The sequence below is a fragment of the Nonomuraea sp. H19 genome (genome assembly GCF_052068215.1).
In the GTDB taxonomy this organism is placed as follows: Bacteria; Actinomycetota; Actinomycetes; order Streptosporangiales; family Streptosporangiaceae; genus Nonomuraea.
Genome location: NZ_JBQHCV010000001.1, coordinates 23076 through 47957 on the forward strand (window position 1 = coordinate 23076; position 24882 = coordinate 47957).

A 24882-nucleotide genomic window follows, 5' to 3' on the forward strand; every position below is an offset into this window, starting at 1 on the left:
GCCGGTTCTCTCCCCGGCGGGCCTTCCGCTGTGCCGCCCCGGGCCGTGGTGGCGTGGGGTACACTCTTACATGGTTGTGTCAGGACACCTGGCACGCGTTTCGCGTTTTAGGCTCAGGTGTCGTACACTCCTTAGTCGGCTCACTATGACTTGTCACGCGTCGGCGATCGTTGCCGATCGTCGCTCTCTTCGAAGCGTGATGGTCGCGGCTGCGTAGTGAACCGGAGCCTCAGACGACCGATCAGTGAAACGCGAGGGATTTTGGCCAAGAAAGACGGCGCCATCGAGATCGAGGGCACTGTGGTTGAGTCGCTCCCGAACGCCATGTTCCGGGTGCAGCTCGACAACGGCCATAAGGTCCTGGCCCACATCAGCGGACGGATGCGGATGCACTACATCCGGATCCTTCCAGACGACCGGGTAGTCGTTGAACTGAGCCCCTACGACCTCAGTCGCGGGCGGATCGTCTACCGATACAAGTAAGACGTCTGAGGAACACAAAGGACAATGAAGGTAAAGCCGAGCGTCAAGAAGATCTGCGACAAGTGCAAGGTGATCCGCCGGCACGGTCGCGTCATGGTGATCTGCGACAACCTGCGCCACAAGCAGCGCCAGGGCTAGTCGCCGCAAGGCTTCTCCCGAGTCCGCCCCCCAAGGGAGCGGGCTCGACGCATGAGGAGCCGGAAACAGCAATAGCGTTTCACACCTGAGCAGGCGGGGTTCCGAACCGCTCAGGAGACCCCCGGTCGGAGGCCGGGGCCCTCACCCCGGGCATTGGGGAGGGGAAGTGAGGCGCAAGACCTCCGCCACAAAGAAGGAGAATGCCCGACCATGGCTCGCCTGGTTGGCGTCGACCTCCCCCGCGACAAGCGGCTGGAGATCGCTCTCACCTACATTTACGGAATCGGCCGCACCCGCGCCCAGGAGATCCTCCAGGCCACCGGTGTCAGCGGCGACCTCCGGGTCCACCAGCTCTCCGACACCGAGCTCGTCCCGATGCGTGACTACATCGAGGCGAACTTCAAGATCGAGGGTGACCTGCGCCGCGAGGTCCAGGCCGACATCCGCCGCAAGATCGAAATCGGTTGCTACCAGGGCATCCGGCACCGCAAGGGCCTGCCGGTGCACGGTCAGCGCACGCAGACGAACGCGCGCACCCGCAAGGGCAAGAAGAAGACCGTCGCCGGTAAGAAGAAGCCCGGTAAGAAGTAGTCCACAGCCGCGGACCGAAGACCTCAGGAGTAATGGCAAACAATGCCTCCTAAGAGCCGCCAGGGTGCACCGAAGAAGGTGCGCCGCAAGGAGAAGAAGAACGTCGCTCATGGGCACGCCCACATCAAGAGCACGTTCAACAACACGATCGTTTCGATCACGGACCCGAACGGGAACGTGATCTCCTGGGCCAGCGCCGGCCACGTGGGTTTCAAGGGCTCCCGTAAGTCCACCCCGTTCGCCGCCCAGATGGCCGCGGAGAACGCCGCCCGCCGCGCCATGGAGCACGGCATGCGCAAGGTCGACGTCTTCGTCAAGGGTCCCGGCTCCGGCCGTGAGACCGCGATCCGCTCGCTGCAGGCCACCGGCCTCGAAGTGGGCTCGATCCAGGACGTCACCCCGGTTCCGCACAACGGCTGCCGTCCGCCGAAGCGCCGCCGCGTCTGAATTCCAGGAGAAATTGAGAAATGGCTCGTTACACGGGCGCGGACTGCAAGCTCTGCCGTCGCGAGAAGACCAAGCTCTTCCTCAAGGGCAGCAAGTGCGAATCCGCAAAGTGCCCCATCGAGATCCGTCCTTACCCGCCGGGTGAGCACGGCCGCGGACGTCCCAAGGAGTCCGAGTACCAGCTTCAGCTTCGTGAGAAGCAGAAGACCCGCCGCATCTACGGCGTCCTCGAGAAGCAGTTCCGCAACTACTACGAGGAAGCCGCGGGCAAGAGCGGCAAGTCCGGTGAGGTGCTGCTCCAGATCCTGGAGAGCCGCCTCGACAACGTCGTCTACCGCGCCGGCTTCGCCCAGTCGCGTGACGCCGCCCGCCAGCAGGTCCGCCATGGACACATCCTGGTGAACGGCAAGAAGGTCGACATCCCGTCCTACCGCGTTCGCGAGCACGACATCATCGAGGTCCGCGAGAACAAGCGCAACCTGCTGCCCTACGAGGTCGCCCGGGCGACCGCGGGCGAGCGCACCGTTCCCGCGTGGCTCGGTGTCGTGCCCGAGAGGCTCCGCGTCCTGGTTCACCAGCTGCCGGTTCGCCAGCAGATCGACACCCAGGTCCAGGAGCAGCTCATCGTCGAGTACTACTCCAAGTAGTCCTCGCTGGTCCGGGTGCGGAATGCCGCACCCGGGCTAGGCTGTTTATCGGAGTGGCGTCATATAGCGGGCGCCACACGAAAAGGGGAGAACCCACACATGCTGATCGCTCAGCGTCCGACTCTTCTCGAAGAGTCGATCGACGACACCCGGTCCCGATTCGTCATCGAGCCGCTGGAGCCGGGCTTCGGTTACACCATCGGCAACTCGCTGCGCCGCACGCTGCTGTCGTCCATTCCGGGCGCGGCCGTGACGAGCATTCGCATCGAGGGCGTCCTGCACGAGTTCTCGACCGTTCCCGGGGTCAAGGAAGACGTCACCGACATCATCCTCAACCTCAAGGAACTGGTCGTCTCCTCCGAGCACGACGAGCCGGTCGTGATGTACCTGCGCAAGCAGGGCCCGGGTGAGGTCACCGCCGCCGACATCGCGCCGCCCGCCGGTGTCGAGGTGCACAACCCCGAGCTCCGCATCGCCACGCTCAACGGCAAGGCGAAACTGGAGATGGAGCTGACCGTCGAGCGCGGTCGCGGCTACGTCTCCGCCGCCCAGAACAAGCAGCCGGGCCAGGAGATCGGGCGCATCCCGATCGACTCGATCTACTCCCCGGTGCTCAAGGTCACCTACAAGGTCGAGGCCACCCGAGTCGAGCAGCGTACCGACTTCGACCGCCTCATCCTCGACGTCGAGACCAAGCCCGCGATGAAGCCCCGCGACGCGGTGGCCTCCGCCGGCAAGACCCTGGTCGAGCTCTTCGGCCTGGCCCGCGAGCTCAACGTCGAGGCCGAGGGCATCGACATCGGCCCGTCGCCGACCGACGCCGCCCTGGCCGCCGACCTGGCGCTGCCGATCGAGGAGCTCAACCTCACGGTCCGCTCCTACAACTGCCTCAAGCGCGAGGGCATCCACACCGTGGGTGAGCTCGTCGCCCGCAGCGAGCAGGACCTGCTCGATATAAGGAATTTCGGCGCCAAGTCGATCGAAGAGGTCAAGCAGAAGCTGCACGAGATGTCGCTGGCGCTCAAGGACTCTCCGCCCGGGTTCGACCCGAGCGCGGTGGCCGGCGGCGGCTACGACGACGACGACAGCGCGTACGTCGAGACCGAGCAGTACTGACAACTTTCCCGCAGTTCGTCTCCGTGTGGGGCGGCGGGTGAATGTAACGGTGCCGCGCGACCGCGGCACCGGCCCGACTCCGGTACCTGGTACGGCCGGGGCGGGTTAATCCTCAAGGAGAGATGAAATGCCCAAGCCCACCAAGGGTGCACGTCTTGGCGGCAGCCCGGCGCACGAGCGGCTGATCCTGGCCAACCTGGCCACCGATCTGTTCCGCCACGGCAAGATCCGCACGACGGTCGCGAAGGCCAAGCGCCTGCGTCCGGTCGCGGAGCGCCTGATCACCAAGGCGAAGAAGGGCGACATCCACAACCGTCGCCAGGTCCTGACCGTCGTCAAGGACAAGGGCGTCGTGCACCACCTCTTCACCGAGATCGCGACGACGTTCGCCGAGCGTCCCGGTGGCTACACCCGCATCACCAAGGTCGGTCCGCGTAAGGGCGACAACGCCCCGATGGCGGTCATCGAGCTGGTGACCGAGCCGCTGAACGCCGTCACCACCAGCCGCACCGAGGCTCCGGCCGCCGCCGCGGCGCCGGCGCCCGCCGCGGAGGAGACCGAGGCACCCACGGCTGAGGAGACCGAGGCTCCGGCCGCCGAGGCCGCTGAGGCTCCGGAGGCCGCCGCCGAGGAGACCCCGGCCGCCGAGGCTGAGGCGAAGAAGGACCAGGCCTGAGCTTTCGGGCCGAATGAATCGGGCCCGGACCCCCTCGCGGGGGTTCGGGCCCTTTTCGATGAAGGAGGATCATCGTGGTACGGCTCCGCCTCGACCTCGCGTACGACGGGACCGACTTCGCGGGGTGGGCCAGGCAGCCGGGGCGGCGCACGGTCCAGGGCGAGATCGAGCAGGCACTCGGCAGGATCCTGCGCCTCGGCGGGCCCGCCATGCTGACCGTCGCCGGCCGTACCGACGCGGGGGTGCACGCGCGCGGCCAGGTGGCCCACGTGGATGTGCCCGGCGAGTCGCTGGCCGAGCTGGACGGGAACCGGGGGCCGCTGAACGTCGATGAGAGGCTCTCTGCGCTCGTGAGGCGGCTGGGCGGGGTCTTGACACCCGACGTACGGATTCATCGGGTCTCGGTGGCTCCTGAGGGCTTCGACGCACGATTCTCGGCACTGTTCCGGCGCTACGCGTACCGGGTGAGCGACACGGCCGGCGGGGTCGACCCGCTGCGGCGGCGCGAGGTGGTCTGGCACAACCGGCCACTGGATCTCGGCGCGCTCAACGCGGCGGCGGCGCGGCTGATCGGCGAGCACGACTTCGCGGCATTCTGCAAGAAGCGCGAAGGGGCCACGACGATCAGGGAGCTGCAGCGGCTGGAGTGGGTACGCCAGCCGGACGGGATCCTCGTGGCCACCGTCGTGGCCGACGCGTTCTGCCATTCGATGGTGCGCGCGCTGGTCGGCTCCCTGCTGGCCGCCGGTGACGGGCGGCGACCGGCGGAGTGGCCCGGCGAGGTGCTGACGCGGGCCGTACGCGATTCAGGGGTGCACGTGGCGCCCGCCCACGGGCTGTGCCTGGAGGAGGTGGGCTACCCGCCGGAGCCGGAGCTCGCCGCGCGCGTCGAGGCCACGCGGCGGGTCCGCACCCTCTCAGTCGGTGACGCGGCGATCGAGGACGAGTGAGGTCTCGTCCCGGAACGCGCTGCTGACCTTGGGCAGCGACTTCTCCTTGGCCGCCGGGGTGTGGCCGTCGGCGTGGGTGGCGTAGCTGAAGACGATGTAGCGGCCCCACACCAGGCCGGCCGCGTAGCCGCCGGCGATGTGCACACGCTCGCCGCCCGAACCAGCCGCCCCCGGCAGGGGCCGGAACCAGACGTTCTTGCTGAGGTTCTTCGCCTGGTCGACGGCCGTGGCCGCGTCCTTGGTCGGCAGCACGGCGATGCCGGTGGTGACGGCATAGCGGCGCTTGCTGTCGACGTACGTGGCCCGCAGCACGCGGCTGCACTTCTGCTCCTTCAGCGCGTCGGCGAAGGCTCCCGCGGCCGCATTGTCGCAGCTCGTCTCCATGTCGGCCTTGACCCTGGTGAACGTGGTGCCCGCCGCGCTCACTTTCTTCTTCGGGAACGCCTCCGACAGCGACAGCTTCTGCGGGTCGGTCTCCTCGGAGTTGAGCACGGACGCGCCCGGCGCGTCGACGGGCGGGCTCGCGGCCGGCGCCGCTTCGCTCGGCTGCGCGGACGCGGTGGGCCGGGCGGCGGCCGTGGTGGGCGTGGGGGAGCTGACGGACTGCCAGGCGAAGAAGCCGCCGGTGGCCACGCCGGCCAGGGCCAGCGCGCCGAGCGTCACGAGCAGGGCGCGCTTGCTCTTGCCCGGTGGAGGTGGCGGCGGCGGGATCTGGAACGGCGGCTGTTTGAACGCTCCAGGCGGGAACGTGGGGTTGCCCTGGGGCGGGGTGTGCGGTTCGAGCGACGTCGAGGGCCGCTGGCCCCAGGACTCTCTGGCGAATGGCAAGTCGGGGAGTTTCTGGCTGGTCGGGGGAAGGGGCGGCCAGACCGGTACGTCGCCGGGCTCCGCCGGGCGGGCGGGCCCCGTGGCCCCCGGGTCGAAGAGCGGGGCAGGTGCGCGTTCGGCGGCGTTCGGGGTGAAGGGGACGACTGGTTTGGTGGTGTCCTCAGGGATCGGTCGTGCGATGTCCGCGTGGGAGATGGGGCGGGTGTCCTCGCGTTCCGGTGCGATCGGGGCGGACAGGAAGGCCGTCTCCTGTTGCTGTGATGGGCCTTCCTCCGGCGCGTCTTCCTGCGACGGGGCGGACTGCGACGGGGCGGACTGCGGCAGGGCGGACTGCGACGGGGCGGGTTCCGGGGTGGCTGCCCGCGGCTCGATGGTTTCCCGTTTCGCGGCTTCCGGACTCGCGGCTTCCGGATTGAAGGAGTGAGCCGGCCTGGTGTCGTCGGAGTCGGTGGCGTTCGGGGCGAAGGCGGGGGCGTCCGGCTCTTCGGCGTCGGGCTCGGCCACCAGCTCGCCCGTGGCGGCCGGCCAGGGCGGCATGGCGTGCGCGTCCGACAAGGGCGCGGGCCATACCGGCATGCCCGCCGCCGCGGCGGTGAACGCGGGCGGCGGCTCCCACGGCGGCGCACCGGGCACCACCGGCTTGCCGGGCCAGGACGGCAAATCCTTGCCCGGCTTGTTCCATGCGTGGGCGGCCTTTCCCGGAACGGCCCACGGGGTTGTGGGAGGCCCCTGGGCGGCCCATGGGGTCGCGTCGGACTCCTGGGCGGCCCACGGGGTGGTGGCGGGCTCCTGGGCGGCCTGTGGGGCCTCTGCGGGTCCCTGAGCGGCCCATGGGGTCTCTGCGGGTTCCTGCGCGGCCCATGAGGTCTCTGCGGGTCCCTGGGCCGCCCATGGGGTGGTGGCGGGCTCCTGGGCGGCCGGCACTTGATCGGAGTGCGCCGCACCGCCCGGCCCGTGGCCCGATCCCGTCTGATCGGCCGCCGGTTCGTGCTCGGTCCGTGTGGTGTCCGCGGCTCCGGGTCCGGCCTGAGCGGAGCCGGCGGGCGCCTGCCCGGGCAGCGGGAAGCCGTTGGGGTCGGTGTGGTCGGCGAACCAGTCGTAAGGTGCGGCGTCGTCTCCTGACACCTCCCATGGCTGCGCGCTACCCGGCTCCGTCCCCGCCCGCTCGGGCAAGCCGGGCGGTGGCCCCTGGAGGGCTGGGATGACGGATCGCGTCTCGGCGTCGTCCGCTTCCTCAGAGGGAATGAACGCCGATGGAACGTCTGCCCCGTTGGTCTGACCGAAGCTCGGCGGTGGCGTCGCTGGTTCGGCCGAACGGTCGGCTTCCCTGCGATCGTGCTCAGACCCGGGTTCCTGGCCACGCATAAGGGGAGCCTAGCGAGAGTAGCGAGATCGTTATGTCGGTATGAACGTTCCCACCGGCAGCCGGCCTTCCGTTTGGGGGCTTAACGCATACAAAGCCGGATTACGTCAACGGGCTGCCGGTCAGGCTCCGGTTGTCCAGCGCCTTGAACACCGTCGCCTGGGTGATGTCGTCGATGGCCTGGAAGAGCCGCTTGGAGCCCTTTTTGTCCGGCTTCGTGCCGTCCTTGTTCTGGAACCACACCATGATCGCGTAGTGCCCGTACGTCCAGATCTTGGCGCCGCCGCTGCCCGAGCCGAGGAACTTGGTGACACTGTCCTTACCTGTCAGCGGCTTCACGTAGTTCTTCGCGTCGCCGATCTTGGCAACCTTGCTCGCGGTCTTGCTCGTCGTGAGGTTGGCCACGCCGACCGTGCCGATCACCTTGCCCGCCTTGTCGCGGAAGCTGGCACGGACGAGCTGGTTGCACTTGCCGGCCTTGAGCGCCTTCTGCAGCTTGTCGCCCAGAGCGCCGTCGGTGCACTTCTTGTCCTTGCTGGTGATCGTCATCTCGTAGCCGCGGCCCGAGACCGTGAGCTTCTTCTGCTTGCCGAAGATCTCCTTGACTGTGATCGCGTCCGGGTCGGTGGAGCGGTCGGCCGCGAAGCCGTACTTGCCGGGCGGGACCGACGGCAGCGGCGCGGACGTCTGGCGGGGGGCGGCGGTCTCCACGACGGCGGGGCCCTTGGCGTTCCACATCCAGGCGATGCCACCGCCGAGCAGGGCGAGCACCGCGACGCCGCTGAGCGCGAACCACAGCGGCGCGCGCGAGCGCGGGCCCTCGTCGTACGGACTCCAGCCGACCCTGCTGCTCTGTGGCGCCTTCTCGGGATCGCTGGCGGCGCGTTCCTTCCGTGAGCGACGGGGAGCGCTCTCCGTGCCGGTTTCACGTTCCTCGGGAAAAGCCATGCGGCGACATTACCGTGCGGTCCGGCGCGGATCGCCGCCGGCGGGCAAAGCGGGGAGGGTCACTGGGTGCCGAAGTCCTGCGTCCACCAGGGCCCGTTGGGGCCGGAGGCGACGCCGACGCCGATGGCCTTCAGCCGGCAGTCCAGGATGTTCTTGCGATGGTCGGGGCTGTCGAGCCAGCCGCGCACCGCCTCTTCGGGGGTGCCGTAGCCGGCGCCGATGTTCTCGGCCGCGCCGAAGTGGTATCCGGCGCGTTCCATGCGATCCCACGGGGACGCGCCGTTGGGGGAGTTGTGCGAGAGCCGGCCGGTCCTGGCCATCTCCAGCGAGTGCGTACGCGCCGAGCGCGTCAGCCCGCCGTCGACCCTGAGCGGCCCGCATCCGTGCCGGGACCTGGCGGTGTTGGTGAGGGAGACGACCTTGGACGCCATGCCGGGGATCACACTGACGGACGACTGGTCGCCGCCGAGCACGCGAGTGGGGTCCTCCTGCGCGTCGAAGCCGGGGATCTGGCCGTCCGGCGTCTTGGCGGACGGCTTGGGGGTGGCCGCGCCGCGCGGGACCTTCCTGGTCGTGATCTCCCTGGGGATGCTCTGCGCCTGCGGCTGCGCCTTCTTCGCCGTCGTCGGCGCGGGGTTGGCCGTGGCGGCGGCGGGCGGGGCGGTGCCGTTGAGGTAGATGTGCGGGCCCGACGGCGGATCGTCGCTCATCCGGCCGATCAGCACGCCCGCGAACAGGACCGCCGCCATGAGGCAGGTCAACACGCCCAGATGACTCCGGCGCCGAGCGCCCCGCTGGGTTGGCCGGGTGTGAGTGTTCTGCCACATACCGCAGCTAACGATAGGGATGTCTGGTCCTGGGAAAGAAGGGGTCCCAGGGAAACGAAATCGAACCGTTCTGCTGTCGGGTAAACTCGGGCGCAGGTTACCGGTCTTTTGACCAGCGCACCTATGTGCAGGTAGCCTAATCGTTCGTTGTGTGCATAGGTCCAGCGAGACCAATGCGCGGCGCGTCCGGCGTCATCTCCCGTTCTGCGGAGACGGAAGGTCCGGGCCGTCGTGTGCCCGCACCGACCGACCAATGTTGCTGTCACATCCGACAGCGCCGAAGACGCGAGCATAAAGAAGGCTACGACCGTGCGCACGTACTCACCGAAGCCCGCCGACGTCCAGCGTCAGTGGTACGTCATCGACGCGACCGATGTCGTGCTGGGCCGGCTGGCCAGCCACGTCGCGACCCTGCTCCGCGGCAAGCACAAGCCGATCTTCGCCAACCACGTCGACACCGGTGACTTCGTCATCATCATCAACGCGGACAAGATCGCGCTGAGCGGCAACAAGCTTGAGCAGAAGAAGGCCTACCGCCACTCGGGCTACCCGGGCGGTCTGCGTTCCGTCTCGTACGGCGAGCTCATGGAGAAGCGGCCCGACAAGGCCGTCGAGAAGGCCGTCAAGGGCATGCTGCCCAAGAACTCCCTCGGCCGGAAGATGATCAAGAAGCTGAAGGTCTACGCGGGTTCCGAGCACCCGCACCAGGCGCAGCAGCCGGTGCCGTTCCAGATCACCCAGATCGCCCAGTAGTAGTACGAAAGAGTTAGAGGAGAACCGTGGCTGAGCCCACTGGTGTCGAGACGGCCGTCGAGCCCGAGCTGGAGGAGTTCTCCGGCGAGGACTTCCCGTCCGAGTACACCACCGAGTCCGCTGCCAGCGCCGACGCACCCGTGCGCAAGCCCGTCACCACGGGCAACTCGTACGGCACCGGCCGCCGCAAGGAGGCGATCGCCCGCGTGCGCATCGTCCCCGGCACCGGCAAGTGGACGATCAACGGTCGTTCGCTGGACGCCTACTTCCCGAACAAGGTCCACCAGCAGATCGTCAACGAGCCCTTCGTGGTGCTCGGCGCCGAAGAGGCGTTCGACGTCATCGCGCGCATCGACGGCGGCGGCGTGACCGGCCAGGCCGGCGCGCTGCGCATGGGCCTGTCCCGCGCCCTGGCGATCCTGGACGTCGACGGCAACCGGCCGCCGCTGAAGAAGGCCGGCTTCCTCACCCGTGACGCGCGCGCCACGGAGCGGAAGAAGTACGGCCTCAAGAAGGCCCGCAAGGCTCCGCAGTACAGCAAGCGCTAAGTTGGCGCGCCTTTTCGGCACCGACGGGGTACGTGGGGTCGCGGGGCGCGATCTCACCGCTGAGCTCGCCATGGACCTCGCGGTCGCGGCGGCTCACGTCCTCGGCGATGCAGGCGCGTTCGCCGCTACCGGACGCCGTCCGGTAGCGGTCGTGGGCCGGGATCCGCGTGCCTCGGGGGAGTTCCTCGAGGCCGCTGTGGTCGCCGGCCTCGCGGCGTCCGGTGTGGATGTGCTGCGCCTCGGCGTGCTGCCCACCCCGGCCGTCGCCCACCTCACCGCGGCGCTCGGCGCCGATCTCGGCGTCATGCTGTCGGCCTCGCACAACGCGGCGCCGGACAACGGCATCAAGTTCCTGGCCCGCGGCGGCTTCAAGCTGTCCGACGCGGTCGAGGACGAGATCGAGCGGCGTCTCGGCGAGGACTGGAGCTTTCCCATCGGCTCGGGCGTGGGCCGGGTGCGGGACGCGTACGGCGAGGCCGACCGCTACATCTCGCACGTGCTCACCACGGTCAGCGCCACACTCGACGGCCTGAACGTCGTGGTCGACTGCGCTCACGGCGCCGCCCACATGGTGGCTCCCGAGGCGCTGGTGCGTGCGGGCGCCAGGGTTGAGGCCATCGGCGCCAGGCCCGACGGCCTCAACATCAACGCCGGGTATGGCTCCACTCACCTGGACAAGCTCCAGCAGGTGGTCATCTCGCGCGGGGCCGACCTGGGCGTGGCCTATGACGGCGACGCCGACCGCTGCCTGGCGGTCGACCACACGGGTGCGATCATCGACGGCGACCACATCATGGCCATCCTCGCCGCCGCCATGCACGGCGAAGGTCTGCTGGCCAAGGAAACCGTGGTCGCGACCGTGATGTCCAACCTGGGCTTCAAGCTGGCGATGCGCGATACGGGGATCACCGTGGTGGAGACCGCGGTCGGCGACCGCTACGTGCTCGAACGCATGAAGTCCGACGGCTACAACCTGGGCGGCGAGCAGTCCGGCCACGTCATCATGCTGGACCACGCCACCACCGGCGACGGCCTGCTCACCTCGCTCCACCTGATGGGCGTGGTGGCCAAGGCAGGCGTGCCGCTGAAGGAGCTGGCCTCGGTGATGACGCCGCTGCCGCAGATCCTGATCAACGTCAAGGGCGTGGACAAGGGCAAGGCCTCCGAGCCCGAGCTCGTCGCCGCCATCGCCGAGGCGGAGAAGGAGCTGGGGGAGACGGGGCGGGTCCTGATCAGGCCGAGCGGGACCGAGCCGATGATCCGGGTGATGGTCGAGGCCGCGTCGGAGGAGCACGCCACGCAGGTGGCGAGCCGCCTCGCGGACGTGGTCCGCACGGCCTGCGCCTGAAACCTTTCGACGACGGCCCGCGGGGGTGACCCCCGCGGGCCGTTCGTCTATTCGTCGCCCGTGAGCGAGAAGGCACGCAGCCGCCGGCCCGCCCAGAAGACGCCGCCGACCGTGACGATGAGCAGCGCTGGTATGGCGAAGCTCAGCGGGACGTCCGTCTTGAAGAAGGGCGAGTCGGTGACCTGGTCGGCTATCGACTGGCCCCAATACTGGATGGAGAACTTGCGGGCGCCGGGCATGAAGTTGCCCACCACGCTCTCCCAGACCAAGGCGTAGATGATGCCGATCGTGACCGCGTGCCGGGTCACGATGCCCAGCAGGAGGAAGACGGCGGCGTACGCGATGCCGGCCACCAGGGCGCCCAGCGCGAAACCGGCCGCGATGCCGTCCTCGTCGCGGACCAGGAGCCAGCCCGACACGTACGTCGGCACGGCCGCGAACACGGCCAGCAGCGAGGCCGCCACCAGGAACTTCGTCTGCGCGATGACCGGGCGGGAGATGGGCTTGGACATCAGGTGGATGATGGTGCCGTCGTCGATCTCCGGGGCGATGACGCCCGTGCCCGCGATGAGGCCGAGCAGCGGGAGCATGGTGCCGATCCCGAAGTTCTGCAACAGCAGCACGGCCGTGCGCTGGTCGCCGTCGCCGACGAGGCGGAACAGCACGGCCAGGCCGATCAGGGCCAGTGGGAGCAGCAGGAGCAGGATGATGCGCCGGCGGCCCAGCAAAGCGCGGTAAGTGATGCCCGCCACGACGGTATTCATTCAGGTGCTCCTGGTGATCAGGTAGGAGAAGACGCTCTCCAGGTCCTCGTCGGCCGGGGAGACCTGGTGCAGGTGCACGCCCTCCGCCTGGGCCACCCGGGGCAGGAGCCGGGCGAAGCGGCGGAACTCGGTCGCCTGGACCTCCAGGCCGTCTGGGCGGAGCGTGATGCCCCCGGCCGACTGGTCGCGGATGAGCGCGGCGGCCAGTTTCCTGTCGTCGCTCGACCGGATCATGAACAGGTGCGGCCGGTCGGTCATCAGGCGCCGGATCTCGCGGAAATTGCCCGACGCCGCGTGCCGCCCCGCCACCAGGACCTCGATGTGCTGGGCGACCCGCTCGACCTCCTCCAGGATGTGGGAGCTGAACAGGATCGTCTTGCCGGCTGTGCCCATGGCGCGGATCAGGTCCATCAGGTGCAGGCGCTGGCGCGGGTCCATGCCGTTGAACGGCTCGTCCAGCAGCAGCACCGGCGGGTCGTGGACGAGGGCGGCGGCCACCTTGACGCGCTGGCGCATGCCCTTGGAGTACGTCTCCACGCGCCGGTCCTTCGGCTCTTCCATCTCGACGGTGGCGAGGGCCTTGCGGGCGGCCTCGACCGGGTCGCGCAGGCCGTGGAGCCGGGCGGCGGAGAGGACGAACTGCCAGCCGGTCAGGAAGCCATACACGCCCTCCCGTTCCGGAACCAGGCCGATATTTCGGTAAATGTGGTGGTTCTTCCAGACGCGGGTGCCGTCCAGCGTCACCGTGCCGCCCGAAGGGGCCAGGAAGCCGGCCATCATGTGCAGAAGCGTCGACTTGCCCGCGCCGTTGGGGCCGAGCAGGCCGGTGACGCCGGGGCCGATCGTCATCGTCACGTCGTTGACGGCCACCACGTTGCCGTACCAGCGGGACGCCTGCGAGAGCTCGATCTTCATCGCGCGGCCGCCTTCCTGTAGCGCAGCGCGAGAGCGGCCAGGCCGGCGCCGATCAGGATCACCAGGATCGCCGCCGAGGCCGGTCCGCTGGGGTAGTCGCCCTCGAAGGCGTGCGGCGGGGTGCCGAACAGCCAGGACTGTACGGAGTCGACCAGCCAGAACGGGTTCATCAGCCACGCCCAGGCGGCCCCGGACTCGTTGCCCGTCGACCTCAGCGACTCGTAGACCAGCGGGACCGACGCGAACGACAGCAGGTAGACGACGATCACCGAGGCCACGCCGAGCCCGCGCCGCGGCGTGAACGAGGCCAGCGCCAGGCCGAACGCCGACAGCAGCACCGCCAGCACCAGCGCCATGACCACGGCGCCGGCGTATTCGCCGGTCGCGGGCGGCCCCGGCAGGTCGACCACCAGCTCGCCCGTGTACATCAGCGTGAGCGGCAGCGCCACCAGCACGAACAGCGCCACGGTCATCGCGGCCACCTTCGCGCCGACGTACTCGGCGATCGAGACGGGACGCGACAGGTAGAGAGGCAGCACGCGGTGGCGCAGGTCGGGCGCGACGACGGTGGGCGCCTGCGAGGCCAGGAAGATCGCCACTACGGCCTGCATGATGACCGCGAAGCCGCTGTAGGCGATGATGCGCTGCTGGGCCAGGGCCATCGCGGCGATGTTCACGACGGCGGGCAGGAGCATGATGGTGGCCAGGGCGAACGGCATGATCTTGCTGCGGGCCGTGCGCCCGAGGCCGAAGATGCCGCGCAGACTGTGCACGGCCAGCGCCCTGGTCGAGTAGCCGCGCCCCAGCCGGGCCCCGTCGTAATGGCGGTAGCCGATGTCGTAGATCTCAGACACCAGCGACCTCCTCCCTGAAGACGTCCTCGATACGGTGACGTCCCTGCTCCAGGCGGATCAGGCAGAGGTCCAGGTCGACGGCGGCGTCCCTGATCGCGTCGAACGTCTCCGGGCCCAGCACCTTGACCACGAGCAGGCGGCCCTGCGGCGAGACGGTCTGGCCGGCCTCGGTCAGACGGTCCGCCAACGCCTCCGTGCCCTCCTCGACCTCGACCGTGACGGTCTGCGTGGCCTGGGTGAACTCGCCGATCGACGAGGAGCGCAGCAGCCGCCCGGCGTCGATGACGATCACGTGGTCGCAGATGCGCTCCAGCTCGCCCAGCAGGTGGGAGGTGACCAGCACGCTGATGCCGAACTCGGTGCCGATGCGCCTGATCAACGCCAGCATCTCGTCGCGGCCGCGCGGGTCGAGGCCGTTGGTCGGCTCGTCGAGGAAGATCAGTTTGGGGTCGTGCACGAGGGCTTGGGCCAGCTTGACCCGCTGCTTCATGCCGGTGGAGTAGCCGCCGATCGCCCGGTAGCGCTCTTCGGCCAGGCCGACATGGCGCAGCACGTCGGCGGCGCGCTCGCGGGCGGCCGTGCGCGGCAGCCCGGACATCTGGGCGAGGTGGACGACCAGCTCGGTGGCGGAGACGTCGGGAGGCAGGCATTCGTGCTCCGGCATGTAGCCGACGAGCCTGCGGATCTCGGCGCCCTGCGTGGTCACGTCCAGATCGAGCACGCGGGCGCCGCCGCCGGTGGGCGGCAGCAGGCCGAGCAGGATCTTGATCAGCGTCGACTTGCCCGCGCCGTTCGCCCCGACCAGGCCGGTGACTCCGGATCCCACGGCGACCGTGAGCTGGTCGACCGCGGTGACGGTGGGGAAGCGTTTGGTCAGCCCCTCGGTGGCGAGGATGTGCATGTGCCGGACCCTACCGGGCGGGCCACGGCTGTGGCCTCGTTCACAGGGATGAACGGCGTCCTACCTGAGGCCAGAATTTCCGCTGGACCACGAGCGTCGCGGTGCCTGAGATGATCATGCCGGCGATGTTGACGGCGAGCTGCGCGGCCGAGGGCATGACCTCGTGCCAGGCGCCCACCGCCAGCGCCACGGCCACGTAGCCGGCCGCCGGGACCGTCGTCACCGAGATGAAGACGCCGATCAGGGCCGACGACTTGCCCGCCGTGATCGACAGGACCCCGGCCGCGCCGGCCAGCAGCGCCACGATGAACGACCACTTGTCCGGCTTGACGATGAACTGCACTTCCGCGTTGGAGTCGAGGTTGTGGAAGTCGATCCAGCCGAGCCAGGTCGAGACGAGTGCGCAGGCGAAGGTGATGGCGATGGCCACCGCGAATCCGACGGCGAGCGTCCTGAGCGCCGTGACGATCAGGTGCCGCCTGCGGTGGAGCACACCGAAGCAGATGGCCGCGATCGCGCCGAACTCGGGGCCGAGGACCATCGCGCCGACGATCAGGATGGGGGAGTTCTGCAGCACGCCGATGCCCGCGAGCTGGGTGGCGATGGCCAGGAAGGCGAGGTACGCCCACGTGATGCGGGAGTCGGCGTAGACCCGCTGCGACAGCTCCTCCCAGATCACCGCGTCGTCGGGATCGCCCGGCGCCTCCTCGACCGCTTCGGTCGCGACCTTGGACAGCGACAGATCGACTTGCTCGGCGGCGATGGAGCCCTCGTCCTCCAGCCATTTGAGCCGGCCGATCACCTCGTTGGCCGCCTCCCTGGCCGCGTCGCAGAAGATCACGTCGCCCTTCGGCTCCCGGGCCGCGCCGGGCAGGACGACGATGTTGGTGACGCCCGGACAGTCCTCCAGCACGGCCGTCGCCTCTTCGGTGCGCGTGGCGGGGCTGATCAGTCGTAGGTGCAGCACTCAGTCATTGTCGTCCATCGAAGGTTGACGTCGTGTTGACCGGCATACGCAGTGAGCGTTCAGGTCCGGCGGAGCCGTACCCGCCTGACGGAGTGGTCGCTGCCCTTCTGCAGCACGAGGTCGGCGCGGCCCCTGGTGGGGGCGATGTTCTCGACCAGGTTGCGCTCGTTGATGTCGCGCCAGACGTTGACCGCGAACCGCGTGGCCTCTTCGTAGGACATGTCCGCGATGTGCCTGAAGTACGACTTGGGGTCCTCGAAGGCGGTGCGGCGGAGCTTGTGGAAGCGGTCGACGTACCAGGTGCGGATGTCCTCGACCTTGGCGTCGACGTAGATCGAGAAGTCGAAGTAGTCGTTGACCGCGAGGGAGGTGGGCGGGGCGGGCTGGAGGACGTTGAGGCCCTCGATGATCAAGATGTCGGGACTTCTCACGGTCTGGAACGCGCCGGGCACGATGTCGTACTCGAGGTGGCTGTAGATCGGGGCCTTCGCCTCGGCCGCCCCCGCCTTGATCTCCGCCACGAACCTGACCAGCGCCCGCCGGTCATAGCTCTCGGGGAAGCCCTTGCGATGCATGATCCCCTTGGCCTCCAGCACCGCGTTCGGGTAGAGGAAGCTGTCAGTGGTGATCAGCTCCACGTGCGGGTGCTCGGGCCAGCGGGCCAGCAGCGTGTGCAGCAGTCGCGCCGTCGTCGACTTGCCCACCGCGACGCTGCCCGCGATGCCCAGGATGTACGGAACACGCCGCTCGGGATGGCCCAGAAATGCGCTCAGCACGCTGCTGCGCTGCTTGGATCCGGTGAAGTGCAGGTTCAGCAGCCGGGTCAGCGGTAGGTAGATGTCGGTGACCTCGGTGAGGTCGATGGGGTCGTCCACGCCGCGTAGCTCTTCCAGCTCGTCTGCGGTGAGAGTCAAGGGCGTGTTCTTGCGGAGCTCGCTCCACCGCTCCCTGCTCAGTTCCACGTAGCCGTTGTTCACCTTGGCAGCGTAGCGATCGGTGACAAAACGGATCATGGCGGGGGTGCGGCTGTCCACAGGCTGTGGATAAAACGGGGGATTACCGAGAGTGTGTTCGGGGAAAGGGGGCGCGGTGTTGGTGAAATCGTTATACGGCGTTTGGCGGGCGGCTACTGTTCTGAGGTTGTGGACCGTCGTCGCTTCATTTCCACCGTGACCGCCGGGATCGCCGGGCCCTTCGCCGGGGTCGCGTGCGCGGGAAAGCAGGGGGGCGCCAAGGCGGCACAGGCGTCGTACGGGCCGCTGCGTCCCGTACGCGACCTGCGCGACGGCGAGGTGCGGCTGCACCTGCCGGCGGGGTTCAAATACCGCTCGTTCAGCGCGGCGGGAGAGAAGTTCAGCGACGGGTCGGTCGTGCCGGGCAGGCACGACGGCATGGCGGCCTTCTCCGGTCCCGGCGACAGTGCCATCCTGATCCGCAACCACGAGGTCAACGGGCCGGTCGGCGCGTTCGGCGACGAGGGCAGGGCCTACGACCCGATGGCCGGCGGCGGCACCTCGACGTTGCGGGTCACCCGCTACGGCGAGGTGATCAAGAGCGTCCCCTCGCTCAACGGCACCATGATGAACTGCTCGGGCGGTCCCATGGCGTGGCGCGCCTGGGTGAGCTGCGAGGAGACGGTCAACGGCCCCGACGTGGCCGATGACTTCTCCCGCGGCGACAACTCCAAGCTCACCAAGAAGCACGGCTACATCTTCGAGGTCCCCGTCAGCCGCACCGCCACCGCCAGGCCGATCAGAGCGGCGGGGCGCTTCCCGCACGAGTCGGCGGCCTTCGACCCCTCGTCGGGCGCGATCTATCTGACCGAGGACAATTTCGGCTTCCCGTCCGGGTTCTACCGCTATCTGCCGCCGAAGCATCCGGTCCTGGCCGGGCGCCTGCTGGACGGCGGCAGGCTGCAGATGCTCGCCGTCAAGGACGACGAGCGCAAGGACCTGTCCGCAGGCCAGCAGCCGGGCGCCGCGTACGCCACCGAATGGGTGGACATCGACGATCCCGACCCCGACTTCCGGGGCAAACCATCCAACGACGAGGTCGTCCAGGCCGTCGGCAAGCAGGGCCGGGCCAAAGGCGCGGCGATCTTCTCCAGGCTGGAGGGCGCGGTCTTCCACCAGGGCACGGTGTACTTCGTCTCCACCCAGGGCGGTGACACCGACCCCGCCGATCCGCCCACCTCGGGGTTCGGCAAGGGGCGGGGACAGGTGTGGGCGTACGAGACGTGGAGCGGGAAGCTCAAGCTCGTCTACGAGTCGCCGCGCTCGTCGGTCCTCGATCTGCCCGACAACGTGACGGCCAGCAGGCGCGGCACGCTCGTGCTGTGCGAGGACGGCGACGACGCCAACCACCTGCGCGGGCTCACCAGGTCGGGGGAGATCTTCGACTTCTGCCGCCTGCAGCCGATCCCCGGCGACCCGGGCGCGGAGTTCGCCGGCAGCACGTTCGGCCCGGGTGGCCACACGCTGTACGTCAACATCCAGGCCAAACAGGGCAGATCCATCGCGATCTGGGGTCCCTGGGAACGCGGACTCTTTTAAGTACCCTTGGCTCATGATCCTGGGTATCGGCGTGGACGTCGTGGACATCGCTCGCTTCGAGGCGGCCCTGGAACGCACGCCGCAGCTGCGAGAACGGCTGTTCACCGAGATCGAACGGCCTCTCCCGGTCCACTCGCTGGCCGCCAGGTTCGCCGCCAAGGAGGCCGTGGCCAAGGCGCTCGGCGCTCCCAAGGGCCTGGGGCACCTGGAGGCGGAGGTGCGCTGCGACGAGCTGGGCAAGCCGGAGCTGCGGGTCAGCGGCAAGGTCGCCGAGGTCGCCTACGATCTCGGGGTCAAGCGCTGGCACATCTCGCTCAGCCACGACGCGGGCGTGGCCGTGGCCTATGTGATCGCGGAGGGATAGCTTCGCATCATGCGCGCGAGGGAGTGCCGTCGCCTGGAGGAGCGGCGGGAGCGAAGCGACCAGAGCGGGGGAAGGCGGCGGCATATGGCGACCGAGCCGCCGAACGGAGTGAGGCCATGAACAGGCGGCGGCATATGGCGACCGAGCCGCCGAACGGAGTGAGGCCATGAACAGGCGACGGCATATGGCGACCGAGCAGCTGAACGGAGTGAGGCCATGAACAGGCGACGGCATATGGCGACCGAGCAGCTGAACGGAGTGAGGCCATGAAGACTGCCTACACCGCCGACCAGATCAGGGCCGCCGAACACACGCTCATGGCGCGGCTTCCCGAGGGCACGCTCATGCAGCGGGCCGCCGCGGGGCTCGCCGCCGTCTGCGCCGACCTGCTCGGCAGGGTGTACGGAAAGCGCGTCGTGCTCCTCGTCGGCAGTGGCGACAACGGCGGTGACGCGCTCTACGCGGGCCAGCGGCTGGCCAGGCGCGGGGCGCGGGTGAGGGCCGTCCTGGCCGGGTCGAAGACGCACGAGGCCGGTCTGCTGGCGCTCAGGGACGCCGGTGGACGGGTGGCCGACCGGGCGGAGCTGGAGAATGCCGACCTGATCATCGACGGGCTCGTCGGCATCGGGGCGTCGGGGGCGTTGCGGGAGCCGTACCGGCGGCTTGTCGAGGAGGCGAACGCCGCACCGGGCCCGATCGTCGCGGTGGACGTGCCGAGTGGGGTCGACGCGAGCACCGGGCAGGTCGAGGGCGCGGCGGTGCACGCCCGGGTGACCGTGACCATGGGGGCCTACAAGACCGGGCTGCTGGTCGATCCCGGCGCGGCCTGCGCGGGGCGGGTCGAGCTGGTGGACATCGGGCTCGGGTCGTACCTGCCTGATCCCGACGTCGCCGCGCTGACCGGCGGCGATGTCGACGAGCTGATACCGCGCCCGGCCAAGGAGTCGGACAAATACCGCAGAGGCGTGCTGGGCGTCGCGGCCGGGAGCCGGCTCTACACCGGCGCGGCCGTGCTCGCCGTGGGCGGCGGGCTGCGGGCCGGGGCGGGCATGGTGCGCTACGCCGGAGCGGCCGAGCCGGTCGCGCAGGTGCGCGCGCACTGGCCGGAGGCCGTGATCACGGAGCTGGACCGGCCGTCGATCGAGGACGTCGGGCGGGTGCAGGCGTGGGTGCTCGGTCCGGGGCTCGGCACCGACGACTGGGCGCACGAGCTCGCCGCCAGGGTGCTCGAATCCCCGGTGCCCGTGCTGATCGACGCCGACGGGCTGACGCTCGTGGCGCGGGACCGTGCGCTGCTGCGCCGCAGAGCGCCGGTGCTGATCACGCCGCACGCCGGGGAGCTGGCCCGGCTGATCAAGGCCGACCGCGACCACATCGAGGCGGCCCGGCTGGAGTACGCCCGCAGGGCGGCGGCGGAGCTGGGCGTGACCGTGCTGCTCAAGGGCTCGACCACGGTGGTGGCCGAGGAGTCGAGGCCGGTGCGCGTCAATCTCACCGGCTCGTCCTGGCTGGCCACGGGCGGCACCGGTGACGTGCTGTCGGGCGTCGTGGGCGCGCTGCTCGCCCAGGGGCTGAGCTGCTACGACGCCGCGTCCTGCGGGGCCTATTTGCACGGGCTCGCCGGGCGGCTGGCGGCCGACGGGGCCCCGCTGGCGGCCGCGGACGTGGCCTCGGCCGTACCGGCCGCCATTCGTGCCGTGACGAGCGACAACGCGTGAAAACCGCGCTCGACCACGCCGGTGAGCTGCCACACTAGAAGGATGTACTCCCCTATGGCCACCCCCGCGCAGGCAAGGGTCGACCTCGCAGCCATCAGGCATAACGTGGCGCTGCTCAAGGAGCAGGCAGGCGGCGCCGAGCTGATGGGCGCAGTCAAGGCCGACGCGTACGGGCACGGCCTGGTGCCGTCGTCCGAGGCCGTGCTGGAGGGGGGTGCGAGCCGGCTCGGCACCGCGTTCGTCAGAGAGGCGCTCGAGCTGCGCGCCGGCGGTGTGACCGCGCCGATCCTGGCGTGGCTGATCACCCCGGGGGAGCCGCTGGACGAGGCGCTCGGCAAGGACATCGAGTTGTCGGCGGCCGACGAGCGGCTGCTCGACGAGATCGCCGGCGCGGTCCGGCGCACGGGCCGCACCGCGAAGCTGCACCTCGAGGCCGACACCGGCATGAGCAGGGGTGGCGCGCCGCTCGCCGCCTGGCCCGGGCTGCTGGCCAGAGCGCTGGAGCTGCGGGCCGAGGGCGTCATCGAGATCATCGGCCTCTGGTCGCACTTCGCCTGCGCCGACATCCCCAGCCATCCGTCGATCGAGCAGCAGATCGAGGCGTTCGAGACGGCGCTCAAGCTGGCCGAGCAGGCAGGCGCGGCGGGCTCCCACGTGATCAGGCACCTCGCCAACTCGGCCGCCACCATGACGCTCCCCGCCGCCCGCTACGACCTGGTCAGGACCGGCATCGCGATGTACGGCCTGAGCCCGATCCCCGAGCTGGGCGATTTCGGCCTGCGCCCGGCCATGACGCTTACGGCCCAAATCGGGCTGGTCAAACGGGTCCCGGAGGGCTCCGGCGTGTCATACGCTCACCTCTACGTCACCGACCGCGAGACCACGCTCGGGCTCGTCCCGCTCGGCTACGCCGACGGCATACTCAGGCACGCCGGCGGACGGGCCGAGGTGCTCGCGGGCGGGCGCCGCCGGCTGGTCGCCGGCCGGGTGTGCATGGACCAGTTCATGATCGACATGGGTGACGACCCGCTGTCGGCAGGTGACGAGGTCGTGCTGTTCGGCCCTGGAGGCAGGGGCGAGCCGACCGTTCAGGAATGGGCGGATACGCTCGGCACGATTACGCATGAGATTGTGACCAGAATCGGCGCGCGGGTGCCGAGGGTCTACGAGGGCCGGTCGTGAGCGAACAAGGATCGTGGAGATGACGACGACAACACGCCGCAGGTTCGGGATCGCCGGCGCGCTCATCGGCGCCGCTTCCGCCGGCGTCGCGGCGGCGGCGATGGCCAAGCGCTACGCGGTGGGCCGGATCAGGCTGCGTCCCGATGCCGAGGCCAGCGAGCCGTTCGGCGAGCTGCGCGGCAGAGAGCGCACGCTGATCACCTCGGACGGGGTGGCGCTGCACGTCGAGATCGACGGTCCCGAGGACGCACCGGTGACGATCGTGTTCTGTCACGGCTACTGCCTCAACCTGGAGTCCTGGCACTACCAGCGCAAGGACCTGCGCGAGAACTACCGCATGGTGCTGTGGGACCAGCGCTCGCACGGCCGCTCGCAGCGCGCCGAAGCCGACGACAGCATGATCGACCGGCTCGGGGAGGACCTGGCCGAGGTGATCGAGCAGTTCGTGCCCGGCCCATGCGTGCTGGTCGGCCACTCCATGGGCGGCATGACGATCATGGCGCTCGCCGACCGCCACCCCGAGCTGTTCGGCGACAAGATCCGCGGCGTGGCGCTCATCGCGACCTCGGCGGGCAAATTGGCCGAGATCACGCTGGGCCTGCCCGCGTTGGTGTCCAAGGCGGTGCACAAGGTCGCCCCCTCCACGATCTCGATGCTGGGCAGGGGGGGCGCACTGGTCGACAGGACCCGCCACGCGGGCAGCGACATCGCCTTCCTGATCACCCGCTACATGGGCTTCGGCGACTCCAAGAACGTCAGCCCGACCGTGGTCGACTTCGCCGAATCCATGATCAGGGCGACGCCGACCGAGGTGTTCGCCGACTTCTACCCGGCGCTGATGAACCACGACAAGCTCTCCGCGCTGCACGTGCTCGACCCTGTGCCCACCGCGATCATGGTCGGCGATCGGGACTGGCTGACCCCGCCCGACCACAGCAAGGCCATCGCGGCCGCGCTGCCCAAGGCCCAGTTCACCGAGGTGCCCGACACCTCGCACCTGATCCAGATGGAGCGGCCCGGCACGGTCAACGACGCGCTGCGCGACCTGGTCAAGCGGGTGGAGCTGTAGTGCGGCGGGCAACACCCGAGGACATGCGTGCGTACGGCGCCCGTCTGGCGTCTTTCCTGCGCCCCGGCGACCTGGTCGTGCTGTCCGGGGCGCTCGGCGCCGGCAAGACCACGCTCGTGCAGGGCATCGCCGAAGGGCTCAAAGTACGCGGCCCCATCACCTCGCCCACGTTCGTGATCGCCAGGGTGCACCCGTCGCTGCGCCAGGGCCCGCCGCTCGTGCACGTCGACGCCTACCGGCTCGGCGGCGACCTGGAGGTGGACGACCTCGACCTGGACGCCTCGCTGGAGGACTCCGTCACCGTCGTCGAATGGGGTGAGGGGCTGGTCGAGGGCCTGGCCGAGGACCGGCTGGAGATCCACATCGACCGCGAGGCCGGCGACGAGGCCCGGATCGTGACCCTGCGCGGCGTGGGCTCGCGGTGGGCCGACACGCCGATTGATCGGCTGGAAGACTAAAACAACGGTCAATTTCCGGCAATGCTGGCACCCTTGACGTACCTGGCCAAAGATGTGAATCATGATCGTTGGCTAGGGATTCGCCCAGAATTTCTGGGTATCAGGAGGGGCGACATCCACGATTCGGGTGGATGCTTGTGGCAAGACGGCAAAGTGGGGTGCGGCCGGTGCTCAAGGTCAGGCGAGTCGCGTATGCGGGAGCCATCGTCATGGTCGGTCTTACCGGCTGCACAGCCTCGGCCGAGGCCGATCCCACATCCACATCGACACCGACTTCCACACCGACCTCCACCGCCAGCGGCACGGCCAGCCCGACCGCCACCGCCACCACCAGCAGCAGCCCGCGGGCGACCGTCACCAGACCCACCATCCAGATCCAGCTCAACCCCGACCGCGTCACCGCGGGCGAGACCTCGACGGTGTGGATCCTGGCCAACTGCCCGGTCCCGACCGGCGGGCCCGCGCACACCGGCACCGCCACGTCCAGAGCGTTCGTCAACGGCGCCACGCTCAACCCGGTCCCCGCCGGCTCGGCCTCTCCCGCACCGACCGGCAGCGCGGGTGCCGCCTCGCCGTGGGTTCGCGGCGAGGCCCAGGTCTCGGGCACCGTCCGGCGCGGTTCCTACCAGGTCGACGTCAAGTGCGACGGCACCAACGACATGGGCCGGGCCACGCTCCGGGTCGTCGCGGCCGAGGCGCTGCCGACCACCGTGCCGACCAAGGCGCCCAGGGCCGGCGGCGGCGGTACGTACGCGCAGGACGTCAGTGACGAGTCGTCGATCCCGTTCGGCCCCGCAGGCGTGCTGATCGGGCTGGCGCTGGCCGCGGGCGTCGGCATAGCGGTCAAGCGTCGCAACCGGGCGTAGGCCATGGCCCGTCCAGGACGGGTGGTGCTCGCCGGCGTGGTGACGGGATTGTTGCTGTTCGCCTTCGGCAAGGGCATGCAGCAGACCGCCACCACCCCCGCCGCGAACGTCGTGCCCAAGAGCATCGACATCCCCTCGATCGACGTCGAGGCCCCGCTCATGAAGCTCGGCCTGGAGAAGAACGGCGAGGTCGAGCTGCCTCCCTACGAGAAACCCAAGATGGCCGGCTGGTTCACCGGCAGCGCGGTGCCCGGCGAGAAGGGCGCCTCCGTGATCATTGGGCACGTCGACACCAAGACGGCGCCCGCGGTTTTCTACAAGCTCAGGCAGTTACGCAAGGGCCAGACCGTCAAGGTCGAGCGGAGTGACGGCAAGGTCGTGGAGTTCAAGGTCGACGCGATCGAGCAGGTGCACAAGGACAACTTCCCGGCCAGGCGCGTGTACGTCGAGGACGGGCTCAAGCTGGTGACCTGCGGCGGCAAGTTCGACTACGCCACGGGCGAATACCTGGACAACATCATCGTCTACGCTTCGCGGGTGTGAGTCGACTGGCTGCGGTGGCGTACGGGCTGGGCCTGACGCATTAGGGCCGGGTGAGCGGGCTGCGAC

28 protein-coding genes are annotated in these 24882 nt (G+C 69.4%); 19 read left to right on the top strand and 9 right to left on the bottom strand.

Features of this window, described 5'->3' with window-relative positions:
• The first annotated feature begins 261 nt into the window (after positions 1-261).
• From infA to truA, 8 genes are all read left to right on the top strand, one after another.
• Positions 262-483 carry a translation initiation factor IF-1 gene (gene infA / locus ACTMTI_RS00160; protein ID WP_012887858.1) on the top strand — a complete coding sequence of 74 codons (222 nt, stop codon included), beginning with the start codon at positions 262-264 and terminating at the stop codon, positions 481-483.
• A gap of 24 nt (positions 484-507) precedes the next feature.
• Positions 508-621 carry a 50S ribosomal protein L36 gene (rpmJ, locus tag ACTMTI_RS00165; RefSeq protein ID WP_003956441.1) on the top strand — a complete coding sequence of 38 codons (114 nt, stop codon included), beginning with the start codon at positions 508-510 and terminating at the stop codon, positions 619-621.
• Positions 622-831: 210 nt separating this feature from the next.
• The gene (rpsM, locus tag ACTMTI_RS00170) at positions 832-1212 is read left to right on the top strand and encodes a 30S ribosomal protein S13 (protein WP_043623489.1); all 381 of its coding nucleotides are present in this window, start codon (positions 832-834) and stop codon (positions 1210-1212) included.
• 42 nt (positions 1213-1254) lie between these two features.
• The gene (gene rpsK / locus ACTMTI_RS00175) at positions 1255-1659 is read left to right on the top strand and encodes a 30S ribosomal protein S11 (RefSeq protein ID WP_020542285.1); all 405 of its coding nucleotides are present in this window, start codon (positions 1255-1257) and stop codon (positions 1657-1659) included.
• A gap of 20 nt (positions 1660-1679) precedes the next feature.
• Positions 1680-2306, top strand: a complete 627-nt coding sequence (rpsD, locus tag ACTMTI_RS00180; RefSeq protein ID WP_441117347.1) for a 30S ribosomal protein S4 — start codon at positions 1680-1682, stop codon at positions 2304-2306.
• Between the two features lie 99 nt (positions 2307-2405).
• Complete coding sequence (locus ACTMTI_RS00185; protein ID WP_103960866.1) at positions 2406-3422, top strand: DNA-directed RNA polymerase subunit alpha; 1017 nt, start codon at positions 2406-2408, stop codon at positions 3420-3422.
• A 127-nt stretch (positions 3423-3549) separates the two neighbouring features.
• Complete coding sequence (gene rplQ, locus ACTMTI_RS00190; protein WP_441117348.1) at positions 3550-4098, top strand: 50S ribosomal protein L17; 549 nt, start codon at positions 3550-3552, stop codon at positions 4096-4098.
• 74 nt (positions 4099-4172) lie between these two features.
• Positions 4173-5048 carry a tRNA pseudouridine(38-40) synthase TruA gene (gene truA, locus ACTMTI_RS00195; RefSeq protein ID WP_441117349.1) on the top strand — a complete coding sequence of 292 codons (876 nt, stop codon included), beginning with the start codon at positions 4173-4175 and terminating at the stop codon, positions 5046-5048.
• Here truA and ACTMTI_RS00200 read toward each other — a convergent pair.
• From ACTMTI_RS00200 to ACTMTI_RS00210, 3 genes are all read right to left on the bottom strand, one after another.
• Positions 5016-7001 carry a hypothetical protein gene (locus ACTMTI_RS00200; protein WP_441117350.1) on the bottom strand — a complete coding sequence of 662 codons (1986 nt, stop codon included), beginning with the start codon at positions 6999-7001 and terminating at the stop codon, positions 5016-5018. The two genes, truA and ACTMTI_RS00200, sit on opposite strands and share 33 nt — an antisense overlap.
• Positions 7002-7341: 340 nt before the next feature.
• A complete protein-coding gene (locus tag ACTMTI_RS00205; protein ID WP_441117352.1) occupies positions 7342-8187 on the bottom strand; it encodes a hypothetical protein in 846 nt (281 codons plus the stop codon).
• Positions 8188-8246: 59 nt separating this feature from the next.
• Positions 8247-8951: a CAP domain-containing protein gene (locus ACTMTI_RS00210; protein WP_441117353.1), complete on the bottom strand. Its 705-nt coding sequence runs from the start codon at positions 8949-8951 to the stop codon at positions 8247-8249.
• A 372-nt stretch (positions 8952-9323) separates the two neighbouring features.
• Here ACTMTI_RS00210 and rplM point away from each other — a divergent pair, with 372 nt between their 5' ends.
• Genes rplM through glmM form a run of 3 tightly spaced genes read left to right on the top strand, consistent with a single transcriptional unit; the run spans position 9324 to position 11663 of the window.
• On the top strand, positions 9324-9767 hold the full coding sequence (gene rplM / locus ACTMTI_RS00215) for a 50S ribosomal protein L13 (protein WP_397113291.1): 444 nt from the start codon (positions 9324-9326) through the stop codon (positions 9765-9767).
• Between the two features lie 26 nt (positions 9768-9793).
• A complete protein-coding gene (gene rpsI / locus ACTMTI_RS00220) occupies positions 9794-10315 on the top strand; it encodes a 30S ribosomal protein S9 (RefSeq protein WP_441117355.1) in 522 nt (173 codons plus the stop codon).
• Between the two features lies 1 nt (position 10316).
• Positions 10317-11663 carry a phosphoglucosamine mutase gene (glmM, locus tag ACTMTI_RS00225; RefSeq protein ID WP_441117356.1) on the top strand — a complete coding sequence of 449 codons (1347 nt, stop codon included), beginning with the start codon at positions 10317-10319 and terminating at the stop codon, positions 11661-11663.
• Positions 11664-11710: 47 nt separating this feature from the next.
• Here glmM and ACTMTI_RS00230 read toward each other — a convergent pair whose 3' ends face one another.
• From ACTMTI_RS00230 to coaA, 6 genes are read right to left on the bottom strand one after another with little or no spacing between them, the layout of a single operon-like run.
• Entirely contained in the window at positions 11711-12427 is a 717-nt protein-coding gene (locus tag ACTMTI_RS00230; protein WP_441117357.1) for an ABC transporter permease subunit, read from the bottom strand.
• On the bottom strand, positions 12428-13342 hold the full coding sequence (locus ACTMTI_RS00235) for an ABC transporter ATP-binding protein (RefSeq protein ID WP_441117358.1): 915 nt from the start codon (positions 13340-13342) through the stop codon (positions 12428-12430).
• Positions 13339-14196, bottom strand: a complete 858-nt coding sequence (locus ACTMTI_RS00240; RefSeq protein WP_441117359.1) for an ABC transporter permease — start codon at positions 14194-14196, stop codon at positions 13339-13341. The genes ACTMTI_RS00235 and ACTMTI_RS00240 overlap by 4 nt, the downstream gene beginning before the upstream one ends.
• Complete coding sequence (locus tag ACTMTI_RS00245; protein WP_441117360.1) at positions 14189-15097, bottom strand: ABC transporter ATP-binding protein; 909 nt, start codon at positions 15095-15097, stop codon at positions 14189-14191. Before ACTMTI_RS00245 ends, ACTMTI_RS00240 begins: the two co-directional genes overlap by 8 nt.
• 40 nt (positions 15098-15137) lie before the next feature.
• Complete coding sequence (locus tag ACTMTI_RS00250) at positions 15138-16064, bottom strand: DUF389 domain-containing protein (protein ID WP_441117362.1); 927 nt, start codon at positions 16062-16064, stop codon at positions 15138-15140.
• 59 nt (positions 16065-16123) lie between these two features.
• Positions 16124-17026 carry a type I pantothenate kinase gene (gene coaA / locus ACTMTI_RS00255; protein WP_441118131.1) on the bottom strand — a complete coding sequence of 301 codons (903 nt, stop codon included), beginning with the start codon at positions 17024-17026 and terminating at the stop codon, positions 16124-16126.
• Positions 17027-17233: 207 nt separating this feature from the next.
• On the opposite strand from coaA, the gene ACTMTI_RS00260 reads away from it, so the two are divergent.
• From ACTMTI_RS00260 to ACTMTI_RS00295, 8 genes are all read left to right on the top strand, one after another.
• On the top strand, positions 17234-18616 hold the full coding sequence (locus tag ACTMTI_RS00260; RefSeq protein WP_441117363.1) for an alkaline phosphatase PhoX: 1383 nt from the start codon (positions 17234-17236) through the stop codon (positions 18614-18616).
• A gap of 13 nt (positions 18617-18629) precedes the next feature.
• Complete coding sequence (locus ACTMTI_RS00265) at positions 18630-18980, top strand: holo-ACP synthase (RefSeq protein ID WP_441117364.1); 351 nt, start codon at positions 18630-18632, stop codon at positions 18978-18980.
• 266 nt (positions 18981-19246) lie between these two features.
• Positions 19247-20698: an NAD(P)H-hydrate dehydratase gene (locus tag ACTMTI_RS00270; protein WP_441117365.1), complete on the top strand. Its 1452-nt coding sequence runs from the start codon at positions 19247-19249 to the stop codon at positions 20696-20698.
• Positions 20699-20752: 54 nt separating this feature from the next.
• A complete protein-coding gene (gene alr / locus ACTMTI_RS00275; protein ID WP_441118132.1) occupies positions 20753-21880 on the top strand; it encodes an alanine racemase in 1128 nt (375 codons plus the stop codon).
• A gap of 19 nt (positions 21881-21899) precedes the next feature.
• Complete coding sequence (locus ACTMTI_RS00280) at positions 21900-22949, top strand: alpha/beta fold hydrolase (RefSeq protein ID WP_441117366.1); 1050 nt, start codon at positions 21900-21902, stop codon at positions 22947-22949.
• A gap of 23 nt (positions 22950-22972) precedes the next feature.
• Complete coding sequence (gene tsaE, locus ACTMTI_RS00285) at positions 22973-23407, top strand: tRNA (adenosine(37)-N6)-threonylcarbamoyltransferase complex ATPase subunit type 1 TsaE (protein WP_441118133.1); 435 nt, start codon at positions 22973-22975, stop codon at positions 23405-23407.
• Between the two features lie 209 nt (positions 23408-23616).
• Complete coding sequence (locus tag ACTMTI_RS00290) at positions 23617-24273, top strand: hypothetical protein (RefSeq protein WP_441117367.1); 657 nt, start codon at positions 23617-23619, stop codon at positions 24271-24273.
• A gap of 3 nt (positions 24274-24276) precedes the next feature.
• Positions 24277-24816, top strand: coding sequence for a class F sortase (locus ACTMTI_RS00295; protein WP_441117368.1), 540 nt, complete (start codon positions 24277-24279; stop codon positions 24814-24816).
• Positions 24817-24882: the final 66 nt, after the last annotated feature.